17 protein-coding genes are annotated in these 19481 nt (G+C 58.4%); 8 read left to right on the forward strand and 9 right to left on the reverse strand.

The features are described from left to right. Window positions 1–104: 104 nt before the first annotated feature. The 5 genes from PSH86_RS12055 to PSH86_RS12075 all read left to right on the forward strand — a co-directional run bounded on the left by PSH86_RS12055 (window position 105) and on the right by PSH86_RS12075 (window position 7081). Entirely contained in the window at window positions 105–2375 is a 2271-nt protein-coding gene (locus PSH86_RS12055) for a molybdopterin guanine dinucleotide-containing S/N-oxide reductase (RefSeq protein WP_305489967.1), read from the forward strand. A gap of 394 nt (window positions 2376–2769) precedes the next feature. Next, window positions 2770–3627 carry a sugar phosphate isomerase/epimerase gene (locus PSH86_RS12060; protein ID WP_305489969.1) on the forward strand — a complete coding sequence of 286 codons (858 nt, stop codon included), beginning with the start codon at window positions 2770–2772 and terminating at the stop codon, window positions 3625–3627. Then, window positions 3620–4669, forward strand: coding sequence for an isopenicillin N synthase family oxygenase (locus tag PSH86_RS12065; protein ID WP_305489971.1), 1050 nt, complete (start codon window positions 3620–3622; stop codon window positions 4667–4669). Before PSH86_RS12060 ends, PSH86_RS12065 begins: the two co-directional genes overlap by 8 nt. A 23-nt stretch (window positions 4670–4692) precedes the next feature. Further along, window positions 4693–5490: a transporter substrate-binding domain-containing protein gene (locus tag PSH86_RS12070; protein WP_109755259.1), complete on the forward strand. Its 798-nt coding sequence runs from the start codon at window positions 4693–4695 to the stop codon at window positions 5488–5490. A gap of 49 nt (window positions 5491–5539) precedes the next feature. After that, complete coding sequence (locus tag PSH86_RS12075) at window positions 5540–7081, forward strand: amino acid ABC transporter permease/ATP-binding protein (RefSeq protein ID WP_305489973.1); 1542 nt, start codon at window positions 5540–5542, stop codon at window positions 7079–7081. Window positions 7082–7462: 381 nt separating this feature from the next. Here the strand turns inward: PSH86_RS12075 and PSH86_RS12085 are convergent, their stop codons facing one another. Further along, window positions 7463–8467 (reverse strand): aldo/keto reductase, encoded by a 1005-nt coding sequence (locus PSH86_RS12085; protein ID WP_305489975.1) that lies wholly within the window; start codon window positions 8465–8467, stop codon window positions 7463–7465. Between the two features lie 39 nt (window positions 8468–8506). Continuing rightward, a complete protein-coding gene (locus PSH86_RS12090) occupies window positions 8507–9067 on the reverse strand; it encodes a PaaI family thioesterase (RefSeq protein WP_305489977.1) in 561 nt (186 codons plus the stop codon). A gap of 62 nt (window positions 9068–9129) precedes the next feature. Between PSH86_RS12090 and PSH86_RS12095 the strand changes: the two genes are divergently transcribed. Beyond that, entirely contained in the window at window positions 9130–9594 is a 465-nt protein-coding gene (locus PSH86_RS12095) for a MarR family winged helix-turn-helix transcriptional regulator (protein ID WP_305489979.1), read from the forward strand. A 299-nt stretch (window positions 9595–9893) separates the two neighbouring features. Here PSH86_RS12095 and PSH86_RS12100 read toward each other — a convergent pair whose 3' ends face one another. From PSH86_RS12100 to PSH86_RS12130, 7 genes are all read right to left on the reverse strand, one after another. Beyond that, window positions 9894–10289 carry a helicase gene (locus tag PSH86_RS12100; protein ID WP_305489981.1) on the reverse strand — a complete coding sequence of 132 codons (396 nt, stop codon included), beginning with the start codon at window positions 10287–10289 and terminating at the stop codon, window positions 9894–9896. Then, window positions 10276–11157 carry an alpha/beta fold hydrolase gene (locus PSH86_RS12105; RefSeq protein WP_305489983.1) on the reverse strand — a complete coding sequence of 294 codons (882 nt, stop codon included), beginning with the start codon at window positions 11155–11157 and terminating at the stop codon, window positions 10276–10278. Before PSH86_RS12105 ends, PSH86_RS12100 begins: the two co-directional genes overlap by 14 nt. Window positions 11158–11206: 49 nt before the next feature. Beyond that, window positions 11207–12472 (reverse strand): NADH:flavin oxidoreductase/NADH oxidase family protein, encoded by a 1266-nt coding sequence (locus tag PSH86_RS12110; RefSeq protein WP_305489986.1) that lies wholly within the window; start codon window positions 12470–12472, stop codon window positions 11207–11209. A 304-nt stretch (window positions 12473–12776) separates the two neighbouring features. Continuing rightward, window positions 12777–13436 (reverse strand): winged helix-turn-helix transcriptional regulator, encoded by a 660-nt coding sequence (locus tag PSH86_RS12115; RefSeq protein WP_305489988.1) that lies wholly within the window; start codon window positions 13434–13436, stop codon window positions 12777–12779. 475 nt (window positions 13437–13911) lie between these two features. Further along, on the reverse strand, window positions 13912–15153 hold the full coding sequence (locus tag PSH86_RS12120; RefSeq protein ID WP_305490357.1) for an outer membrane protein transport protein: 1242 nt from the start codon (window positions 15151–15153) through the stop codon (window positions 13912–13914). Window positions 15154–15715: 562 nt separating this feature from the next. Further along, the gene (locus PSH86_RS12125; RefSeq protein WP_305489990.1) at window positions 15716–16393 is read right to left on the reverse strand and encodes a Crp/Fnr family transcriptional regulator; all 678 of its coding nucleotides are present in this window, start codon (window positions 16391–16393) and stop codon (window positions 15716–15718) included. Between the two features lie 131 nt (window positions 16394–16524). Next, window positions 16525–17373 (reverse strand): SDR family oxidoreductase, encoded by an 849-nt coding sequence (locus tag PSH86_RS12130; protein ID WP_305489992.1) that lies wholly within the window; start codon window positions 17371–17373, stop codon window positions 16525–16527. A gap of 302 nt (window positions 17374–17675) precedes the next feature. On the opposite strand from PSH86_RS12130, the gene PSH86_RS12135 reads away from it, so the two are divergent. Further along, the gene (locus tag PSH86_RS12135) at window positions 17676–18545 is read left to right on the forward strand and encodes an enoyl-CoA hydratase/isomerase family protein (RefSeq protein WP_305489994.1); all 870 of its coding nucleotides are present in this window, start codon (window positions 17676–17678) and stop codon (window positions 18543–18545) included. After that, window positions 18542–19468, forward strand: coding sequence for an alpha/beta hydrolase (locus PSH86_RS12140; RefSeq protein WP_305489996.1), 927 nt, complete (start codon window positions 18542–18544; stop codon window positions 19466–19468). The genes PSH86_RS12135 and PSH86_RS12140 overlap by 4 nt, the downstream gene beginning before the upstream one ends. Window positions 19469–19481: the final 13 nt, after the last annotated feature.

The following is a 19481-nucleotide window of genomic DNA, read 5'->3' on the forward strand; positions in this document are numbered from 1 at the left end:
TCAACATTGATGGCGACTGACACACCGCTTTCGCGAGCAAGCCCGCTCCCACATCAGATCTGTTGCGTGCTATCGACCGTATTCCATTGGGAGTTCATCGCGCCATGAGTTTCACTTCACTGCATTGGGGCGCGTACCGTCCGCAGGTCGTCGACGGAAAACTGGATGCGATGGTACCTGTTGAATGGGACTCAGATCCGTCGCCCATCGGTGCTTCGATTCCCGGGGCCATTACTTCGCCGACGCGGATCATGCGGCCGGCGGTGCGCCGCAGTTACCTCGCCGAGCCCGGATCTCACCCCGAGCGGCGCGGTCAGGAACCCTTCGTCGAAGTGTCATGGGAAGTGGCGCTGGACTTGGTCGCCCGGGAGCTGAAACGGGTCAAGATCGAGCATGGCAACCAGGCGATTTTCGGCGGCAGCTACGGCTGGGGCAGTGCCGGACGCTTCCATCACGCCCAGAGTCAGCTGCATCGCTTCCTCAATCTGTTCGGCGGTTACGTGTTCAGCATGGACAGCTACAGCCTTGGCGCCGGGCGGGTGTTGATGCCGCATATCGTCGGCAACATGGATTGGTTGCTGGCCGCGCATACCTCATGGCAAAACCTGGCGCAGCATTGTGAGTTGTTTGTCGCTTTCGGTGGCCTGCCGGCGAAAAACGCCCAGACCAGCCCCGGCGGGGCCAGCGAGCATCTGTTGTCTCGAGCACTCGAAAAGATGTCCGAGGCCGGCGTGCAGTTCGTCAACGTCAGTCCCTTGCGCGAAGACCTGGTTGGGCCGACAAATAATCAATGGTTACCGGTGCGCCCCGGCAGCGACACGGCGCTGATGATGGCGTTGGCCTACGTGTTGGTCAGTGAAGGTTTACACAATGAGGACTTCGTCCGGCGCTATACGGTCGGCTATGAGCGGTTTCGCCAATACCTGCTCGGTCATGTCGATGGCCAACCCAAGGATCCGTTATGGGCGCAGACCCTGACAGACATCCCGGCACCGCAAATCATCGACCTGGCGCGGCGCATGGCCCGCCAGCGCACCATGATCAACATTGCCTATTCCTTGCAGCGTGCGGTGCACGGCGAACAGCCGTTCTGGATGACGGTAACGCTGGCCGCGCTGCTTGGGCAGATCGGCCTGCCTGGCGGCGGATTCGGCCTTGGCTATGGCTGCATGAACAACACGGGCAGCGGTCGCAAAGCGTTTTCCGGGCCGCGCTTTTCCCAAGGGGTCAATCCAGTCAAAGACTTCATTCCGGTGGCGCGAGTGACCGACATGCTGCTCAATCCAGGAGCCCCGTTCGACTATAACGGCAAGCGGATGCATTACCCGGACATACGCCTGGTCTATTGGGCGGGGGGGAATATTTTCCACCATCATCAAGACCTCAACCGTCTGCTGGAGGCCTGGAAGCGACCGCAAACCCTCATCGTCCATGAGCAGTTCTGGACTGCCCAGGCCAAGTATTCGGATATCGTGCTACCAGCCACGACGGCCCTGGAGCGCAACGATATCGGCAGCTCCGCGTCGGACCGCTTCATGATCGCAATGCGGCAAGCGATCAAGCCGGTGGGCGAATCCCGGGACGACTATTGGATTCTGGTGCAAGTCGCCGAGCGTCTGGGATTCGGTGAGTCATTCACCGAGGGGCGTGACGCCGAGGCATGGCTGCGTTTTACCTATGACGAGTCCCGGGGCAGGGCGCAGGAGCAAGGGATTGAGTTGCCGGACTACGACACGTTCTGGCGAGATGGCCTGTTCGAAATTGCCTACCCCGACACCGATACGGTATTGCTCAAAGCCTTCCGCGAAGACCCCGAGGCCAATCCGCTGCCGACGCCTTCGGGACGGATCGAAATCTTCTGCGAACGCATCGCGAGTTTTGGCTACGCCGATTGTCCCGGTCACCCAGTGTGGCTGGACAAGCCGGTGGCGCAGTACCCGTTGCAACTGCTGTCGAACCAACCGAAAACCCGTTTGCACAGCCAATACGATCACGGCGCCTACAGCCGCTCCTCGAAAATCCGGCAGCGTGAGCCCTTGACCCTCAACACGGCGGATGCGCACGCCCGGGGTATTGTCGATGGCGACGTGGTCAAGGTGTTCAACGAGCGCGGGGCTTTTCTGGCCGGGGCGATTGTCAGCGATGGAATCCGCCAGGGTGTCGTGCAGATCGCCACGGGTGCCTGGTTTGATCCGTTGGTGAACGGTGAGCGAAACAGCCTTGATAAACACGGCAACCCGAACGTGATCACCGCTGATGTCGGCTCATCGAGTCTGTCCCAGGGCTGTTCGGCGCAAACCGCCTCGGTGGACATTGTGAAGTGGGATCAGGCGTTGCCGCCTGTAACGGCTTTCGAGCCACCGTCGATGACTTGACGGTTGTCGCTGTTGGGGATGTCGTCGAGCGTGTCAGGGCAGGATTGAGCCGCGTGCCATGAAACGAAGACCTAAACCTTACCCCATGCTGATGAAAACACGTCGATCAGCAAGGACTGAGGTCAGGAGGAATGGACACCCGAAGAAGGTCAGGTAGGCGCCATTCAGGTATTGATCTCTTTTTTCGTTCTCGCGAAACCCGCCTTGCGTTAGTTCATGGATTTCTGAACTAACTATTTGCTACAGCCTATTCAATCATTTGTCACGATGGCCTTAGGATCCTCCACACGGGACCGACGCCATCAGAGCAGCAGCCCGCAGCGGCCCCTTTTCGACTGCCCAGCAACGCCACCAGCCCAATCCGCTAGTGGCCCGAAGCAGTCGAGAGGAATGCATGAAGCTAGAGATTTTCCGTACCTTATGGGGCTATACCGCCAGCCATTCATCCGCGCTGGATGAACTGCTCGTCGCCGGTTTTGATGGGATCGAAGCACGCCTGCCACTGCAGGCCAATGAGCGTGGCGAGTTCGGCGCTTTCCTGCGCAGCAATCACGTCCCCTACATCTGCACCCTGTTCAGTGCCTACGATGTCCTGCCTGATCAGCGCGCTACGCCTGCCCAGCACTTGGTCGACATCGATCGCAAGCTCGGCTGGGCCACGGAGCTGACCCCCCGTTTCGTCAATCTGCTTGCGGGCAATGATCGCTGGCCTCTGGCGCTGCAGGTCGAGTTCTTCGGTCAGGCCCTGGAACTGGCCGCCAGGCATGGGGTGTTCTGCAGTTTCGAGACTCACCGCGCCCGCTCCCTGTACAGCCCTTGGGTGACGCTGGAACTGATTCGCCAACTGCCGGAACTGCGTTTCACCAGTGACATCAGCCATTGGGTGGTGTGCTGTGAGCGATTACTGGACGACCCGGCCGACGATCTGTCGTCCTTCGTCGAGCGCGTTCATCACATTCAAGCTCGGGTCGGTTATGACCAGGGCCCGCAAGTTCCCCATCCCGCCGCTCCGGAATATGCCCGTGAACTGATGTTTCACCAGCATCACTGGGAGGCGATCTGGGCTTCTCAAATTCAGCGTGGCTATGCAGTCAGCACCCTGACCCCGGAGTTCGGTGCCGACGGGTATCTGCATCACTTGCCCTTCACCAACATGCCGGTGGCCGATCTCTGGACCTTGAACCAGTGGATGGCGCGAACCGAGCGCGAACACTTCAACCGTTTTACCTGTGAAGGAGCCCGCCATGAATAAGACTTCGCCGACCCAGGCCAACTTCAATAGCATTCCAGTGGTGAACATCGCTGGCCTCTTCAGTATCGAACTGGAGCATCGCCTCGCCGTGGCCGAGCAACTGGGTCGTGCCGCCAGCGATGTGGGGTTTCTGTACATCACCGGGCACGGCATTGATCCGGCACTGATCGAGGGCCTGCGCCAGGCGAGCAAGGATTATTTCGCGCAGCCCCTTGAGACCAAGATGCGCCATTACATCGGCGCCTCGGAAAGCCACAAGGGCTTCGTGCCCGAAGGAGAGGAGGTGTACTCCAAGGGCAAGCCGGACCACAAAGAGGCCTTCGACATCGGATTCGAAGTGCCGGTGGACGATCCGCTATTCCTGAGTCGAACGCCGCTGCTGGGCCCGAACCACTGGCCCGACGTGCCGGGTTTTCAGGTTGCGGTACAAAATTACTATCAGGCCGTGTTTGCCCTGGGCCGTCGATTGTTCGATGGTTTCGCCCTGGCTCTGGGCCTGGAAGAGGGCTACTTCGAGGCACTGGTCACCCGTCCGCCTTCCAAGCTGCGGCTGATCCATTACCCCTTCGACGCCACTGCCGTGGATGCTCCAGGCATCGGCGCGCATACCGACTACGAGTGCTTCACCATCCTGCACGCCGATCAGCCAGGGTTGGAGGTGCTGAACGACCAGGATCAGTGGATCGATGCACCGCCAATGCCCGGTGCGTTTGTGGTGAACATCGGCGACATGCTGGAAGTCATGACCTCCGGGACCTTCGTGGCCACCGCTCACCGAGTGCGCAAGGTGGCTCAGGAGCGCTATAGCTTCCCGCTGTTTTACGCCTGCGATTACCACACGCTGATCAAGCCGTTGCCGGCATTCATCAATGACGCTCAGGTCTACGAGGAGCTAACGATTGGTGAACACATGTGGAGTCAAGCCCTGCAGACCTATCAGTACCTGCGCAAACGCGTCGAGAACGGCGAGCTTGAGCTGCCATCCCGAGCCCGCAAGCCATCGAGCTTCGGTCGCCTGAAAAACACTGCCTCTCATTCCTAAAAAAACCAACGGAGCTTCCCATCATGAAAACCCCCTACGCCTTGACCCGACTGAGTCTGCTCGCCGCTGGTCTGTTCTGTGCCAGTGCCGCCTTCGCCAGCACCGCGACGCCGGGTGTATTGAAGGTCGGTATGGAAATCACCTACCCGCCGTTCGAATCCTATGACGCCAACAAGAACGTGGTCGGCTCCGACCCGGAGTTGGCCCATTCTCTGGCCAAGGCAATGGGCGTCAAGGCCAACTTCGTCGACACCAAGTTTCCCAATCTGCTCAACGGCCTCAACGCCGGGCATTACGACGCAATCATCTCCGGCATGTACATCACCCCGGAGCGCCAGGCCCAGGCCCGGACCATTGCTTATGCCAACACCGGCGCGGCGATCATGGTGCCCAAGGGCAGTGAGCTGAACCCGCAGGTTCCCGAAGACCTGTGTGGCCTGAAAATCGGGCTGGAGCAGGGCACCACCTGGGTCGGCAAGTTCCGTCAGTTGTCCAGCGACTACTGCGTCCCGAACAACAAGGGCGCCATCACCGTCAGTGAGTTTCCCTCGGCACCCGAGGTGACGCAGGCGCTGCTGTCAAAGAACATCCAGGCTCAAGTGGAAATTGCCGGTGCCGCGCACATGATCGCTCAGCGTACTAACGGCCGTGTGATCGTCAGCTCGCAGAAGTTGGTTTACCCGCAAACGTTGGGCATCTACGTCAAGAAAGACGCCGACGCGACCTATCAGGCGCTGGTCAAGGCGTTGGCTGAGAGCAAGGCCAACGGCGAGTACGCCGCCATTCTCAAGGCGTATGACCTGGAACCGGTCTCTGAGTAATGCCTGAAACCGCGCCCTCGATCGGGGGCGCGGCTTGCGCGAGGTGTCTATGCAATTCGATTGGGATTACTTTTTTTCGCTGTTCACCCTGGCTGACTTCTGGGCGGCGAGCCTGACCGTCATCGAACTGAGCACCCTGGCCTGGTTCCTGGGCATGCTGCTGGGTTTCGTCCTGGCCTCGGCCAAACTGTCGAGCGTGCGCTGGCTGCGCATACCCGCATCACTCTACATCTGGTTCTTTCGCAGCATTCCGCTGCTGGTGCTGGTGGTCTTCGTCTACAACCTGCCGCAGTTGCTGCCCGGTGCCGGGCCGGTGCTGTCGGTGCCATTTTATTCCGGTCTGTTGGCGCTGGTGGTCACTGAGGCCGCCTACATGGCAGAAATTCATCGTGGCGGGCTGATTTCGATCGCCAAAGGCCAGAAGGAAGCGGGCCGTGCCCTGGGGCTCGGGCTGCTTGGCGTGCAACGTCTAATCGTCATCCCTCAAGCGTTTCGCATCTCACTGCCGACGTTGATTAACGAATACATCACGGTGGTCAAACTGACCTCGTTGATCTCGGTGATTTCACTGACCGAACTGCTGACTGTCGGCCAGCGCCTGTATGCCCAGAACTTCCTGGTTATGGAGACCCTGGCGGCTGTGGGCCTGTACTACGTGCTGATCGTCACAGTGTTTGGTTTCGCCTTGCAGCGTCTGGAACGTTACCTGGACCTGAACCTGCGTACACCGCAAACCCTGGAGAGCGCCTCGACACAAGTGCTGCGTGACAGTCTGGCACCTAGGGTATCGAGCAAGGTCAGTCTCCCAGCCAAAGGTGCGGCCCCGGCCCTGCACCTGCAGGACGTGCACAAACGCTACGGCGATCATCATGTGCTCAAAGGTATCGACCTGAAGGTGCAAAGCGGCCAGGTGATTTCCATCATCGGCCCGTCCGGCTCCGGCAAGACCTCGTTGATCCGCACCATTAATGGCCTGGAACGCATCGATCAGGGTGAAATCCTGTTGTTCGGGGAGGGTTTCATTAATGCCGAGGACAAACCGGATGGGCGTCGGGTTCGTCAGGGTGTGCAGCGCATCGGCATGGTGTTCCAGAACTTCAACCTGTTTCCACACCGGACACTGTTGGACAACATCAGCCTCGCCCCTCGTTATCATGGCGTCAGCCGCGCACTGAGCGAGCAGCGGGCCTGCCAGCTGCTCGACAAGGTCGGCCTGCTGGCCCACGTTCACAAATATCCGCATCAACTGTCTGGCGGCCAGCAACAACGTGTGGCGATCGCCCGGGCCATGGCCATGGACCCGGACATCCTGCTGTTTGACGAACCAACCTCGGCGCTGGACCCGGAACTGGTCGGCGAGGTACTTACGGTGATCGCCGACCTGGCTCGCGAAGGCATGACCCTGCTGATTGTCACTCACGAAATGGAATTTGCCCTGTCGATCTCTGACCGGGTGATTTTCATGGAGAACGGCAACGTGCAGTTGGATGCCTCGCCAGAGGCGATCCGCGCAGGGCATGGAGCCCAACGGGTGCGACGGTTTATCGGGTTGGAAGAATCAGAGGAGGAGCGTTGCCTGTTGATGAGCTGAATTGAGCGCGTTTGGTCGCACGATCCGCTTATCGTGGTCACATCGCTCTCGGGCCAAGGCGTGCCCGCGCGATTGAACATTTCACCCTCGAAATCCTGGCAAAACAGGTCGATGGACTCGCCCATTCCCTGGGCACAAGTTAGCGGTGTCCGTACAGGTTTGGAGGCCGTTGCTTTCGGTGGTCCTAGTCCTGAAACCGGTGTAAGCCTATTTCAGAACTGGACACTTTCAATTCACTGGCGTTTGGCCTCGTCCGCGGGGCAGCATCACTCGGTTTTCGCCGCCATCAAAGCGTTCAATTCGCCGTATGTGTGGGCTTTCAAGGTTTGGGTGTCGAGTTGGCCGTTGTCCAAGAAACTGCGGGCCAATGCCCCCATGGCGCTATGCCACGATCCGATCCGCGCGCTCGGCCCAGGGAATTACCGCCCGCGCTGGCGCCGAGGGTGTCAGGACGCTTGCTGTATCGAGGCGGCTGATGTGCTCGGGTGAAAGCTCAAGCGACAGCGCGCCGAGGTTGTCGGTGAGCTGGGTCATTGAGCGTGGCCCGATGATCGGCACTGCCCCGTGGGTGCCTGCCCAGGCAATGGCGACCTGACCCGCGCTGGCGCCGATCTCGCCCGCGATGGCAATGACGGTGTCGAGGATTTGCGTACGCTGCGCCGAATTCTCCGGCTGGAATACCCGGCCGCCCAAACCTTCGGCGCGACCTTTCTCCCCTTGGCGGTACTTGCCCGTCAGCATGCCGCCGCCCAGCGGCGACCAAGTGACGATGCCAAGACCCAGCGCGTGCGATGCCGGGAACAGGTCGGCTTCGGGCTCGCGATGAACCAGGCTGTGCTCGAACTGCGCAGCCGCGATGGGAACGGTACGAGTCAGTTCGGCCAGAGTCACTGTACGGGCGAGCCGCCAGGCGGAGAAGTTCGAAAGGCCTGCATAGAGGATCTTGCCCGCGCGCGCCAAGTCCTCGAAGCCACGGACGATTTCCTCGGCTGGCGTGAGGCCATCGGGATGATGCACCCAGTAAATGTCAATCCGATCGGTCTTGAGTCGCTTCAGGCTCGCTTCCACGGAGGCGACCATGGCCTTGCGGCTGTTGCCGGTGACCAGCCGATTGGCATTCGGCTGCGCGCCGTTGCTGTACTTCGTCGCAATGACGAAATCTTCGCGCCGCCCCTCCAGCAAGATGCCGATCTGTTCCTCCGATTGTCCGAACTGGTAGACATCCGCTGTATCGATGAAGTTGCCCCCAGCCTCGGCATAGGCGTTGAACATCGCTTTGCTGGTATCGGGGTCGGCGCCATGGCCCCAACCCGTGCCAAAGTTGCCCGTGCCGAGCGCCACCTGCGAAACCCGCAGGCCGGTCTTGCCAAAGGATGTGTATTTCATGACTTTCTCCATTGTCGGGCCGCAGCGCGGAGAGCAATGTCAGACTTGCTCATGTTGACGCCTCGGGGAAGGTGCAGGGAAATCGAAGATCAAGCATGTCGTGGTGGCGTGCGCGTACAGCTTGCCGTCGGGGCCAACGATTCGGCCTTCGGCCGTGGCAATCCGGCTTCCCGCATGGATCAACTTTCCCTCGGCGCGTACTAGCGGTACCGCGTCGGTCAAGGCGCGGACCATGTTGACTTTCAGCTCCAGCGTAGTGAAGCCCTTGCCTGCGGGTAAGGTCGAATGCACGGCGCAACCCACCGCCGAATCGAGCAGCGTGGAAAACCAGCCGCCGTGCACGGTGCCCAGCGGGTTGTAGTGCCTTCGTTGCGGTCGACCCTGGAAGATCGCTGTGCCTGGTTCCATGTGAATGGGCAGGAAGTCGAGCGTGTCGCCGATTGGGGCGGGCGGTAGTTCCCCGGCAAAAATTGCCTCGAACAACTCCATGCCTGTCAGGCTGGTGATCTGTTTGTGCGTTGCGGCGTGGGAAGTGTTCCAACGGGCACGAATCGCTTTTTCCTCTTCGTCCCACCGCGCAACGACCTGGTCAGCCTCCATCACGGACTCCTTCATCATTCCAGATACTTGCATATGCAATACTTGTAGATACAATCTATACCATGAAAAATATGACCAAGCCACAGGGCTGCACCAATCTGAAGATTCGCCAGCTCAATCGCATGGTGACGCGTCACTACGATCGCTATATCGCCGAGTCCGGATTAAAAAACACGCAGTACGCATTGTTGTCCCACGTCGTTCGACTGGGTCCCATTCGCCCGAGCGATCTGGCTAGGCGAATGCAAATGGAGGCTTCGACGTTGACACGGAATATGCAGCCACTGGTCACTCAAGGCTGGCTGACGGTCGGGGCGGGTGGCGACGCGCGCAGCCGCCTTGTCCAGGTGACCGAAGCAGGACTGGAAAAGCAAGCCGAAGGGCGGCGCGCCTGGAAAGAGGCGCAATTGGCACTTAATGAGCGACTCGGCGTGCATCGCGTTGCGGCGCTCCATGAATTGCTGGATGCATGTATCGAGTGCCTTGATGATGAGCTTGAAACGTGTACGGACCCGTCACATGGTTGACAGCTGTGCGGGGACACCGTTCGAGATCGAGGAGTTTCCCAACTACGTCTCGGCGCTGGATTTGATCCAGCGTATGTCTGTCGGATAGGAACATTAATTGGGATTTTGGCCGCGTTTGCCGCAACGGGTTCAGGTAGTGCGTCCATTGTTGAGCCGCCTCCCGGCGTTGCACTAATGCATCAACAGTTGCCCGAAAACGCTTGAATAGCCACTAAGCTACGGCGAGAAAATCAGATCTGACAGGCATCCTGAAAATGCGGGCGACTGTCAGATCAAGTAGGGCTCACGGCATCAAACTCCTAGCGCGAAGGGTAAAATGCTGATGTTTTTTTAGCAGGCTGCAAGTATTCAGTTAGTCCCTGGAACCACATCACTTCAACAAAGTCACCGCGGATAACCAAGTCCTCTTTGCGCAGTCCTGTCAAAAATGCATCTTTACTATCTTTGGCAGCCAGAATGGCGAAACCCTTTGCTGCATCTCTAAATGACAGGGTGAATTTTGGCTTTTCAGTCAACCCGGCAGAGGATTTTATCTTGCCGTTTTTCAGGGTGAAGTAGCGACCCACACCGTCATGCGTTTGGATTTGAAAGACCAGCTCCTTGCCTTTAACGTATTTTGCACAGTCAGGACTTTTTTTGATTGTTCTCTGTAATAGCTTGGTCAATGCCCATAATAAAAATTTAAACTTCAGCATGGTGAGCTTGCTCCGCAGGGTGGGACTCATCAAGGAATTGAATGGCGTGTTTGAGAAAACGCTCAGGGTATTGGAATTGAGCACCATGACCGGCATCCGGGTACAGGAACAGTTGAGCGTTCGGGATGTTCTGAGCCATGTACCAGGAATTTACCGTTGGAACCATAACGTCATTCATACCGTTCAGAATGAACGTCGGCTGTTTGATCTCGCGCAGATGATTGAAAGGATCGTTCGGGTCCAGTTTTGGCAAATAGTACATATTTGCTTCGATCTGGGCCTGGATCACTTCAGGAGAGCTGGGTGGGTCCTGGTCGGCACGCTGATGACGGCGCTCCCAGAAATCACGCCCGGCCTGCTGCGCCGCCGTGGATCGACCGAAGAACAGAAACAGAAAGTCGTCGAGGGTTGGAACGGGGCGCGGTGCGGCTTCCAGCACTCCAGGGTCTGAATCCGGATTGCCGCCACGAGGTCCGGTGCCGAGCAGCATCAGCTTGCGAACGAGGTCGGGATGGCGTCGTGTCAGGTCCTGGGCCTGAAAACCACCCAGTGAGAAGCCTAGAACATCCACCTTGGACAGGCCTAACGTGCGGATCACCGCAGCCGCGTCATCGGCCATATGTTCGATCCGGTTACGCGGTTTGCCGGAAGAAGAGGCAATCCCTCGACCGTTGTAGAGGATGACCTCGCGCCCCGCAGCCAGGCCATCCGTCATAAGTGGGTCCCAATGATCCATCCCGCCGCGAAAATGTTGAAGGAAGAACAGAGGGGGTTGGCCTGTCGCAGTGTTGCCCCAGCGGCGATAGGCAAATTGGTCACCATCAACTTCCACGAAGCGAGTAGGGGTGGTGAAATGGGTGTCGGTCATGTTGAGGTCTTCCAAGTGGTTATTGTGGCGATGCGAGCGAGCCTCGGGCTCAGGCCCGTGCGCGCATGCGCCGCGTACGGAACGTGCCCCAGCCGCTTTTCATCACTGATTTCGAAAATGCCCACAGCCCACTTTCGTTGGGACGCGGATCACCGCCATTGGCGATTCGTTTGAGCTGCAGCGTGTACCAGAAGATTTCCATGACGCCCATCTGATCGATTTGCTTGATGCCTGTGGTGATTGGCCGTACACGTTGTGAACTGTCCCGGCCTTGCAACAGGGCCGCCGGTGCCTCGGGATCAATGGCCAGTAACCGCGCGAGGCCAATGACATCGAGCGCTCCGGAACGCAGCGCAGCGTTCATGGCGGCGGCACTGCGAAAACCGCCAGTGACCATCAAAGGCACCTTGATCGAGGCGCGCACCTTTTCAGCAAACTCAAGAAAGTAAGCCTCGCGCGCTACGGTGGATGCTTTTTTCGTCTCCTGGAGCCCGCCGCTCATGGCTGGAGCCTCATAGGTGCCCCCCGAAATCTCAATCAGGTCGATGCCTGCTTCGGCAAGTGCATGAATCGTCGCCATTGATTCCTCTTCGGTGAAGCCTCCACGCTGGAAATCTGCTGAGTTGAGCTTGATGCCGACGGGAAATTCAGCGCCGACCTGGCGGCGAATCTCGGCGTAAACAGCCAACACGAAACGTCGACGCTTTTCCGGGCTGCCACCCCATGCGTCCGTACGCCGATTGTGGTGTGGCGAGAGGAATTGGTTGATCAGATACCCGTGCGCACCATGGATTTGCACGCCGCTGAAGCCGGCCTCCTTGCAGATGGCTGCGCTGCGGCCAAAGCGCCGAATGATGTCTTCGATCTCGGCTGTGGTGGCTTCGCGTGGAGTCTCGAACAGTGCGGCCATGTCCTCGCGGAACGGGACCGCTGATGGCGCGAGGTTGCTGTCATTCAGGCCTTTGGTCGACTGCTTGCCAGGGTGATTGAGCTGCACCCAGATCGCCGCTCCCTGCTCGGTTGCAGCACGGGCCCACTGGCGTAGCACAGGCAAGTCAGCTTCATCCTCGATGACCACGTTGCCTGGTTCACCGAGTGCACGCCGGTCGATCATCACATTTCCGGTGATGAGCAAACCAATGCCCGACGCGGACCAGCGCCGGTACAACTCGACCAGTTTCAACGTCGGGTGATTGTTGTAGGTGCCCAACGTTTCGCTCATGGACGCCTTGGCGAGGCGGTTGCGAAAAACGCTGCCGTTCGGGAGTTGTAAGGGCTGGTTCAGCAGATTTTCTTCAGGCGAGGAGGCGGTCATGGTGAGTTCTCAATAAGGGCTGTTTCATGATTGAAGGGGGTGCAGCGGGATGGAGTCCGATATCCGCCGGGGTTACAGGAAAGGCACTACTGAGAGGGTTGTCTGCCGTATGACGAGCACAGGCTCACCACCGGGCAACATCGGATTCGGGTGGGTAAAGGAGAAGAGGTGTGGCTCGCAGCCAAGACACCAGGCCGGAGTTGACTGGCTCCACGGTATACAGGGCTGGAAACGACCCGTTCATACAGGCCTGCCATCCTCCGACTCACATGATGCGAGGGATGGAGGGTGAGGGCTTGCGGTCTTAGGGCTTGTACTCGAGTACTTTGAACACTCGCGTAAACGCTGGACGATCCCCTTGCAGCAACGTTACGTGCCCTTCGCGAAGCGCACGCGTTGGAGTGATCTGGCGCAGGACCAACGCGATGAAGGTTTCCATGTCGCACTGTATCTTGACGTCGGCGGGCTCTGCGCTCGGCCCAGACCGCGCCAACAGGTGCCCGTCGTTTACTTGAACATGGAAGACCTCTGCTTCCACCTGGAACTCGTACAATTCCTGCAAGCCTGCGCTCGCCGCCGAATCGTTCGCGCCTGTCAGGCAAAGTGCTATGAGCTCCGCACGAGCGCTGGCCGGATCGATGCGCTCGTCGATCGGCAGACCCAGTCCCCAGAATCCCAGCGCGAGCACTGGCTTGCGTAGTTGCTCGCCCAAAGCCGTCAGCTCGTAAGCTGGCGTAGCTGGGGGCGTGCGTAGCGTAACTTGTTGAATGACGCCGTTCTGCACCAGCATGGCCAGGCGTTCGGACAGCCGGTTTGTACCCATTGCAGGCAGAATCGCGAGCAGGTCTTTGAATCGCTTCGGACCCAAGAGGAACTCGCGAATCAAGAGCAGCGTCCAGCGATCTCCCAGTACGTCCAGCGACCGGGCTATTGGGCAGAGTTGACCGTAGGTTTTGTTTGTCATGTCTCATTGTACATATTTCGCTCAGCCGATACGCGGCGCAATGCGCTAGCCGATAGCCAAGCTGGAAACTCTCCAGCAGTTCAAGGCCAGAAATCTTGCCCTCAGGCAGCGCCGCTAACCGTACCGCCCCCCAATGGACAGGGGGCAGCGCTTCCGCGCCTTTTGCCGCTGATCTCACAGCCGTTGTCATGTATCGCTCACTGCTTGAGTTGGTTGGGAAGCTTTGTGAACTATACATATCATATAGTTTTAATGCTATACGAAAAATATAGTTAAGTGACTGCTGAGGGCGTTGTCCGGGAAGGCGACATCGCTGATTGCTCATGGGGCGGCTTTCACCTGCCGAACAAGCCTTCAGTGATGTCTGACATCTGCGCGATGAGATTGGATGTGCTGTTACACGTGCTGGGCCGCACGCTGACATGGGGTTGCTTACCAAGAACCAACCCATGTCAGATAGAGCGTTGTGCTGGACTCAAAAACGATACGTCAGTTGCGCCACCAGGCCGTTGGCGCTGTTCTCGTACTTGGCGCTGTAGGCTGGCTGGAGTCCGGAGGTGTTGGCCTGGCTAACCGAACTGCTGCCTTCCCACAGGTAGGCGTAGGCGAGATCGACGGTGAGATCCTCGTTGGGGGAGTAACCGGCTCCCAAGGTCAGGGCTCGGCGATTGCCTACAGGAATGCGCACTTCCCGGTCTGCATTGGTGGTCGGTGACGGATCATAGGCAAAGCCCGCACGCAGCACCCACTGCTTATCAAGCTGATAGGACGCACCCACTGCCACCGAGAAAGTATCGTGCCAGTTCAGCTCTTCGCCAATGGTGTCAAAACCGAGTTGCTGTCCGAGCGCCGGCACACCTTTATTCTTTGCCTCGAGCTTTGGCAGACGACTCCAGCGCGTCCAGGTGGTACCCAGGTAACCGGTCCAACGTTCGTTGAAACGATGGGTGAAAGAGGTATTCACCGACTCCGGAAGGGTCGCATCCATCGATGTCTTGTACTTGCCGTTCAGGCCGAACGCGCTCGGAGAGTCGCTCACTTCAGTATGACCTGTGAGGTGATAGTCGACCTTGGAATGGTAAGTGATGCCCCAGGTGGTGGCGTCACTCAGATCGACCATCAGACCAACGTTGTAGCCGAGTGCGGTATCGTCGCCCTTGATCTTGATCTGGGTGTCCGTGCCGGCATTCAGTGCGCCGGTGGCCAGTTCGCTCCGCAGATCGCCTTCTATGCGATTAATGGTTGGACCGCCGCCGATGGTGATGCGCTCGTTGATACGATAAGCGAGCGTCGGCTGCAAGGTGATCACCTGTACCTTGCTGTAGGAGCCATGATAGCGGCCTTGGAAGTTGCGTTCATAATCGTTGACCAGGCCTTGGGGGACATAAAGACCCATTCCGAAGGTGAAGTCCTGATTGATCGGCGTAGAGAAGTAACCGAAAGGCACCGTAACCAGTGGTACTGAGTCGCCTTTGTTGCTACCCGAAGCACTGCTCTGAGCGTCACTGATATTGACCTTGGCACTGATTGCCGCAAAACCGCCACTGACCTCGGTGCGCTTGAGTTTGCTCAGGCCGGCGGGGTTGCCATAGACAGTGCTGGCATCCAGCGCCGTTGAGGCGCGGCCGGCATAGGCAGTGCCGGCGCCGCTGGCGCTTTGCTCGTTGACGGCCAGGCCATTGGCAACAGCGGTGGCGCAAAACGCGCAGGCGGTCATTGCGAAAGTGCTTTGGAGAATAATCTTGTTCACTGCTTTTACTCCGAACAGGGTGACAGCGTGGTTCGTCACCACTTTGAGGCGATTACGTTTTCCGTCGTGCACAGGTGCAAAGAAGCGGATCTGGTGTAACCGTCATGAGTGCTCATCTTCATGCTGTCCAAGGCTCACAAAGGGCTCTGGATCAGCGATGGCGGCATTGGTGGTCTTGACAGATGGGTGGGTAAAAAATGGGCTGTGCGATGAGACGTCGATGGGACGGGGAAGGAGGGGTAGTGACGAGCGTTGGTGCATACATAAGAGATCTCCGGTAGCGCCTGGATTATTGTTATGGCAATGGCGCTTACGGAGTTGATGGTAGGGTGCGTTATTGGGAGGAAACGTCTTCCAGATTACATTGTGTAAGCTATTTTTCAGGCGCGTGTCAGGAGACTGCGCGAATGCTTGAATTGACTCTCGCTGATATTGCTCGTGTAACTGCCCAGACCCATTTGCTTCGCCCCATTTTTTGAAAGCCACTGATAGCAGTCACCTTCTCTGATTCCGGCTTACATTGTGTAGGCTATCGTTCGTTCAAGCGGTGATGCTCTCGAACGTAGCGGTTCAGCCCTGGCAGGTCCTTGATGATGATCTTGCCGTAGAGCGGCTCTATCAGGCCCAGCCCCCTCAGTTCGTTGACCACTCGATTGACGCTTTGGCGTGTGCTTCCAACCATGAGACCTATATCTACTTGAGAAAGCAGTAAATCGATCCCTCGATCAGAAGGCTTCTGCAGGTCACTGAGTTGAGCAAAGCGGGACGCGATTCTTGCCGCGACCGGCAAGGTCAGCAGCTCCTCGATCAACTGAAGTGCTACTCGCAAGCGACGGTTGATCTGGCATGCGAGTGCCGTTTCAACTTCATGATGCTGTTCGCGCAGCAGTTTCAAGTCACTCGCCGACCAGACCCTCAATTTGGTTTCTCCCCGGGTAGTCAGCGTGACGGGGGACGGCTCGTCATCCGTCACGGGAGCATCGGCTACTATGTCGCCGGGGCCGTAGACATAGAGCAGAACCTCCTGGCCATCCTCGGTGAGAATGCATTTGCGGATGGCCCCGGAAACGATCTGGAAAATTTCCGTTACACGATCGCCGTTTTGATACAGGATCTTCGAATCGGCAACGGTTCTTGGGTGAGCACATCGCAGAACGGTATCCCGTACTTGAGGGCTCAGTTCATCGATCCAGTTGAAGCCTTTCATTTTTGGCGGCAGCTCCATTGTAGGCAATGTGCATCGGAATCCTGCTGGAAAGCGCTGTCGATCCGGGCCTGGTCGGTCGCGCTTTCGGATGTCTCGTCCTGGTTCGTTTTCGAGAGTTGTAAACCTCTCCTTTATCGCGCAATGCGTTGGACGATCCAGCGGCTGAGGGCCGGTGGCGCGAGACGCGTGGCGATGGCTAGAAATCCGGCTTGCAGGCCGACAGTCCAGTGGGGGTTGTGGATGCATCGTTTTGCCGTCGCGCAAGCCCATACCGTGGATGCGACGTCATGTGGCGTGAGCCGAATGCCCAGCGATTTGGCGCTGGGGATACGACCGTAATCATCAGCCATTGCGGTCTTTACGAAGCTCGGCCAGATATCACTCACGCGGATGCCGAACTTGCTCCATTCGAGGTCGAGCCCTTCGGTGAATCCGCGTACGGCGAACTTGGTCGCCGAGTAGGTTGCCAGTTCAGGCTGGCCATAGATTGCAGTGGCCGAGGCCATATTGATGACATGAGAGGAGGGCGTTCCTCGCAGGTATTGGAAGGCACTGTGGCAGCCGGTGATCATTCCCAGAACGTTCACGTCAAGCATTGCATGGTGTCTGGTCAGTGAAACGGCTTCAAACTGCCCGGCTGTGAGAACCCCCGCATTATTGAGCAGCACGTCAAGCCGCTGGCCACTTTGCGCCCAGAAATCCGTCAGTACCCGTTCCCATGCTGCAGGATCGCTTACGTTGAGAGCTCCAGAGATGGCGTTTCCCTCTCCCAAGGTCGCGGCGACCGCGGCGACACCCTCTGAATCAATATCGTATAGACCAACGAACCAACCACGCTGCGCAAATAACTCGGCGCAGGCACGACCGATTCCGGAAGCTGCGCCTGTGACGAGGATTGCTGGTCTCCATTCTGGAAGGGGGGATTCAGACGGATTTCTGGTGGCCGGATCAATCTGTACCAAAGTGATGTGCGGTTTCATTTTATGAAGTTCCCTTCAGGTGCGGGTTGGTGCATGACTCGGGGAGCGAGCCTAAGAGTACATATTGCGATGGTAATATAACAGTGTTATGTTCGCCCTATAACAGTGTTATTTCCTCCGGCTGATTTGATGACTGTCCGGAGGCTATTGATGGAGGGCGCGCTTGCTCTCCACGCTTGTCCCGGAGGATCTAAGAGATGACGAAGACGCATACGCCGCCCGAGCACCTTGAAGTGGAGCCCCGAGGCTCTGTCCTGGTTGCGCGGCTGGATGGAGGTCCACACGGGCTAATGGGGTTGGAGATGGCCAATGAGCTTTCGCAGCTAATGGACAAGCTAGAGTCCGATACCACGGTAAAAGCGGTGGTGCTCACTGGAACTCATCCTGAGCGTTTCATCGGTCATGCAGACGTTCGTTGGCTACAGGAAGGTGGAAAGAGCATCCCGTCGGTCGGGCGCACTGTGGCCTCGGCTATCGCTCGAACTGCAAAGAGCGTGCGCGGAGTTCCGCCTTTGGCGGCAGCTGCGTCTCTGACACCGCTGGAGGGCGGGATGCAGCTTGACAAGCTGCACGACACTTTTCTGCGGATGAACCGCAGCGGCGTCATTTTCATCGCCGCTCTGAACGGCTCTGCGCTGGGGCTGGGCAGCGAACTCGCGCTCGCCTGCGACGCCCGTCTGATGGCGGATGGCGATTTCTTCATCGGGCAGCCAGAGGTGCTTCTCGGCATCCTTCCCGGTGGCGGGGGGACTCAGCGATTACCACGGCTGGTCGGTGCCCATCGAGCGCTTATGCTGATGCTCGAAGGCAAGCCGGTGTCGCCACGCAAAGCGCTCGAAATAGGGTATATCGACGAAGTGGTTGCTCCGGATGCGCTGCTTGAGCGAGCCATTGAGCTGGCCCGGTATCTGGGCTCTCGACCCAAGGGTGCCATTGAGGCTATCAAGCGAGCTGTGTACTTCGGCGGATCAGCCACTCTCGATGAGGGGTTGCACATGGAGCGCACCGAGTTCATCAAGATCTCGCCTTCCGAGACTGCGCAATCGCTGATGGTCGAATACCTTGAGCGCACCGTTCGCGACGGTAATGTGCCGTTCTACAGCCCGGCCATTTTCGAGCAAACGCTCGAGCAAGGCTCCTTGCCCCTGCAAGGCGGGGGAGGCAGGAAATGAATCAAATGTCACAGCCTTCCTACCCATTCACTCGCCAGGACATCCGCTTTGACTCGGGTGAAACCTACTGTTCGGCCTGGCTCTACCTTCCGGTCGGAGTAGAGAAACCGCCGATTGTAGTCCTCGGTCACGGACTCGGTGCGGTTCGCGAGATGCGCCTCGACGCCTTTTCTGAGCGATTCGCCGCTGCGGGAATCGCTACATTGGCCTTTACCTACCGTTATTTCGGAGACAGTGGTGGTCGCCCCAGGCAGTTGATGTCTGTGAAGCGGCAACTGGCTGATTGGGATGCAGCGCTGGACTTCGTCAAAGGCTGCACGGATGTCGATGGGAGACGGGTTGCCGTATGGGGAAGCTCGTTTGGGGGAGGGCATGCGATCACCGTGGCCAGTCGGCATCCCGAGTTACTGGCTGCCATCAGTCAGTGCCCCTTTACCGACGGTCTGGCCTCCGCCGCGGCACTGGGTGTGAAGGGATCGCTGCAGGTAGTCCCGGTGCTCTTGCGTGATTTTGCGGCCAAGCTGCTGGGTCGTCCGCCAGTGATGGTGCCAATCGCTGCCACACCCGGTCAGCCGGCCTTGATGAATGCCCATGATGCCCTGCCGGGTTATCTGGCCTTGGTGCCGAAAGGGATGGTGTTCGTCAATCACGTCGCCGCGCGGGTGCTCCCGGAGATCATGGCTTATCGACCCGGACGCTCGGCCTCCAAGGTGAAGTTTCCCATCCTGTTTTGTGTCAGCACCACTGACACCGTCACGCCCCCGGAACAGACGATTGCCCTGGTGCGCAAGGCGCCGCATGGAGAGACCAGGCTTTATTCCGCTGGGCATTTCGAGTTCTACATGGGCGAGGCGTTCGAAGAACTGGTGAAGGATCAGACCCAGTTCCTGACGAAACATCTTCTCGGCTCTTCACCCTACTGATTCAAGCGTTTTC

The sequence above is a fragment of the Pseudomonas sp. FP2300 genome (genome assembly GCF_030687595.1).
Lineage (GTDB): Bacteria > Pseudomonadota > Gammaproteobacteria > Pseudomonadales > Pseudomonadaceae > Aquipseudomonas > Aquipseudomonas bijieensis.

Coding starts and splice junctions, on each gene's coding strand:
- PSH86_RS12055 (WP_305489967.1), top strand. CDS start 105: ATGAGTTTCACTTCACTGCATTGGGGCGCGTACCGTCCGCAGGTCGTC.
- PSH86_RS12060 (WP_305489969.1), top strand. CDS start 2,770: ATGAAGCTAGAGATTTTCCGTACCTTATGGGGCTATACCGCCAGCCAT.
- PSH86_RS12065 (WP_305489971.1), top strand. CDS start 3,620: ATGAATAAGACTTCGCCGACCCAGGCCAACTTCAATAGCATTCCAGTG.
- PSH86_RS12070 (WP_109755259.1), top strand. CDS start 4,693: ATGAAAACCCCCTACGCCTTGACCCGACTGAGTCTGCTCGCCGCTGGT.
- PSH86_RS12075 (WP_305489973.1), top strand. CDS start 5,540: ATGCAATTCGATTGGGATTACTTTTTTTCGCTGTTCACCCTGGCTGAC.
- PSH86_RS12085 (WP_305489975.1), bottom strand. CDS start 8,467: ATGAAATACACATCCTTTGGCAAGACCGGCCTGCGGGTTTCGCAGGTG.
- PSH86_RS12090 (WP_305489977.1), bottom strand. CDS start 9,067: ATGGAGGCTGACCAGGTCGTTGCGCGGTGGGACGAAGAGGAAAAAGCG.
- PSH86_RS12095 (WP_305489979.1), top strand. CDS start 9,130: ATGAAAAATATGACCAAGCCACAGGGCTGCACCAATCTGAAGATTCGC.
- PSH86_RS12100 (WP_305489981.1), bottom strand. CDS start 10,289: ATGCTGAAGTTTAAATTTTTATTATGGGCATTGACCAAGCTATTACAG.
- PSH86_RS12105 (WP_305489983.1), bottom strand. CDS start 11,157: ATGACCGACACCCATTTCACCACCCCTACTCGCTTCGTGGAAGTTGAT.
- PSH86_RS12110 (WP_305489986.1), bottom strand. CDS start 12,472: ATGACCGCCTCCTCGCCTGAAGAAAATCTGCTGAACCAGCCCTTACAA.
- PSH86_RS12115 (WP_305489988.1), bottom strand. CDS start 13,436: ATGACAAACAAAACCTACGGTCAACTCTGCCCAATAGCCCGGTCGCTG.
- PSH86_RS12120 (WP_305490357.1), bottom strand. CDS start 15,153: ATGACCGCCTGCGCGTTTTGCGCCACCGCTGTTGCCAATGGCCTGGCC.
- PSH86_RS12125 (WP_305489990.1), bottom strand. CDS start 16,393: ATGAAAGGCTTCAACTGGATCGATGAACTGAGCCCTCAAGTACGGGAT.
- PSH86_RS12130 (WP_305489992.1), bottom strand. CDS start 17,373: ATGAAACCGCACATCACTTTGGTACAGATTGATCCGGCCACCAGAAAT.
- PSH86_RS12135 (WP_305489994.1), top strand. CDS start 17,676: ATGGCCAATGAGCTTTCGCAGCTAATGGACAAGCTAGAGTCCGATACC.
- PSH86_RS12140 (WP_305489996.1), top strand. CDS start 18,542: ATGAATCAAATGTCACAGCCTTCCTACCCATTCACTCGCCAGGACATC.